We start from the raw sequence: 2,556 nt of genomic DNA on the forward strand, positions 1-2,556 counted from the left end.
TGTCAACGGCCAGCTTCTGGTCCCCGCTGGTGGCCAAGTGGAAGTCCCCACTCTCCGTCGGTTCTTCAGGTGGTCTTGATGCGGGTTCCTCCGCTCTCTCGGGCCTGCTTCATGCGGTAGGAGTCGCCGTCGGTGACGACGGTGTGGCAGTGGTGCAGGAGCCGGTCGAGCATGCTGACCGCGGTGGTGTGCTCGGGCAGGAACCGTCCCCAGGACTCGAAGGGCCAGTGGCTAGCGACGCCGATCGAGCGGCGCTCGTAGGCGGCTGCGACGAACCGGAACAGCAGCTGTGCACCGGTGTCGTCGAGCGGCGCGAAGCCGACTTCATCGAGCAGGATCAGCTCGTTGCGCAGCAGGGTGTCGATGGTCTTGCCGACCGAGTTATCGGCCAGGCCTCGGTAGAGGGTCTCGACGAGGTCGGCGGCGGTGAAGTACCGGACACGGTGCCCGTCCTCGACCGCGGCGTGGCCGAGCGCGACGAGCATGTGGGATTTTCCTGTCCCGGCTGGGCCGATGAGGCAGACGTTCTCGGGTGCGCGGATCCATTCCAGTGATGCGAGGTAGTCGAACGTTGCGGTGGGGATGGAGGAGCTGGTGACGTCGAAGCCGTCGAGGGACTTGGTGACCGGGAACCCTGCAGCCTTCAAGCGGGTGCGGACGTTCGACTCGTCGCGGGCGGTGATCTCGGCCTCGATGAGGGTGCGTAGGAACTCCTCAGGGCTCCAACGTTGGGTCTTCGCGGTCACGAGGAGCTCGGGTGCCAGTTGGCGCATCGCGGCCATCTTGAGCCGCTTCAGCCCTTCGGTCAGGTCCGCGGCCAACGGCGGCGGCGACGCGGCCGTCATGAGGACTCACCGCTATCGATCGAGGTGATCTTGTAGGCCGCCAGCGACCTGGTCGGCACCGTGGGCAGGGTCAGCACGATTCCGTCGCTGAACGCCTCGCCCGCCGGGCGGGGTGTGGGTGCTTGGCCGTTGGTGGCGAGGATCGATCGGATGTCGCCGGCACGCCAGCGGCTGAACTCCACCGCCCGCCCGAGTGCGGCCAGGAGTGCGTCGGTGCCGTGGGCGGCACCGAGGTCGAGGACCTCGACGATCTCGGTGGACAGCTTCGTCACACCGGCTGCTGCGGCACCGGTCAGGAACGCCTCCGCGACCGGGCCCAAAGCGAGGAAGTCCTTCTCTGACTGGGTTCTGGGCCTCGCAGCACGTGCCGGTTTGTCGGGTCGCGGCCCGCCGTAGTGGGCATCGACGATGCTGACCTCACCCGGTGCAACCAGGGCGTGCTCGGCGTGGATCTCCCCGGTGACTGGCTCGATGACCTGCAGGAGCCCGCCGCTGTCGTGGGTGTCGACCAGGACGGTGACGGTGCGCCCGATCAGCCGGTTCGGGACCGAGTACCGCGCTGATGCGAACCGGATGCAGGACAGCTTGTCGACCTTCCGCGTCGTTGGACGGGCACCGAACTCGGCGCGCAACGAGGGCAGGTCACCGAGCAGCGGAAGCTCGACCGCCAACCGGACGGCAGGTACCGCGCAGATCTCCGAATGCACGTTGGCGTTCACCTCGACACACCACGCCGCCGCGGAGCGGTTGCGGTCCGCGAGGTCGCTCGAGGCACTGCCGATCAACGGCACCATGAGGTCGGACTTGGCGTAGCCGACGAGGGCCTCGACCATGCCCTTCGACTCCGGGTCGGCGGCCTCGCAGAAGTCGGGGCGGAACCGGTAGTGCGAGGCGAACCGGACGAAGTCTGGTGTCGGGACGACGACGTTGGCGACGACCCCGGCTTTCAGGCAGCCCATCCGGTCGGTCAGGACGACCTTCGGGACACCGCCGAGCTCCTCGAAGCACTCCGCCAGCATCGCCATAGTCGTAGTGGCCTGCTCGTCGGCGGCGAAGCGGACAAAGCGGAACCTCGACCAGCCCAGCACCGCACAGAACACGTGCAGCATGACGCCGTCGATCTTCAAGACGCCCCAGTCGATCATCAACGTCTCACCCGGGGTCCAGATCGCCGGACGACGGCCGCGGCGGTTCCCGGCGTCCTCGTTTCGCCATGCCTGCTTGGCATCCGCGACCAGACGACGAAAGTTCCGTGCCGACCCGTCGTAGCCCGCGGCTACCGCTGCTGGCAGTAGCCGCTTCGCAGTGATCCGCCCCGTGGTGTCCTTTATCCGCTTCGCGACCAGGTCAGCGACCTCGTCGTAGTTCTTCGACCGTGGCGCCTTCGGCGCCACGGTCGGCCCGCCAGCGCTGCTGGCTGCGTTGTGGGCCTCGATCACCCGCTTCACGGTCTTGTGGGTCGTACCGCAGATCGCGGCCGCCCCTCGATAAGTGCCTACGTCTCGGTAGGCGGAAATGACGTCCATACGTTCCCTCGCGCTCTTCAATGGAGACTCCTGCGTGGTGGCGGTCGGCTGGCTGGTTACCGCCACCGTCACCACGCAGGACCTCAACGGCTCTCACGACACGACGAAGAGTGGGAACTTACTTCTGGCCACCGCTGGGGACCGCTATCTGGCCACCAGTGGGGACTTTTCCATGGCCACGGACA

Annotated in this window: 2 protein-coding genes; both read right to left on the minus strand. The window is 67.1% G+C overall.

The window, feature by feature from the left end:
* Window positions 1-65: 65 nt before the first annotated feature.
* Window positions 66-845, minus strand: coding sequence for an IS21-like element helper ATPase IstB (gene istB / locus ACYU7L_RS13600; RefSeq protein ID WP_460797497.1), 780 nt, complete (start codon window positions 843-845; stop codon window positions 66-68).
* Window positions 842-2,392: an IS21 family transposase gene (gene istA, locus ACYU7L_RS13605; protein ID WP_460797499.1), complete on the minus strand. Its 1,551-nt coding sequence runs from the start codon at window positions 2,390-2,392 to the stop codon at window positions 842-844. The genes istB and istA overlap by 4 nt, the downstream gene beginning before the upstream one ends.
* Window positions 2,393-2,556 lie beyond the last annotated feature (164 nt).

The sequence above is a fragment of the Nocardioides pacificus genome (assembly GCF_054775955.1).

Coding starts and splice junctions, on each gene's coding strand:
- istB (WP_460797497.1), bottom strand. CDS start 845: ATGACGGCCGCGTCGCCGCCGCCGTTGGCCGCGGACCTGACCGAAGGG.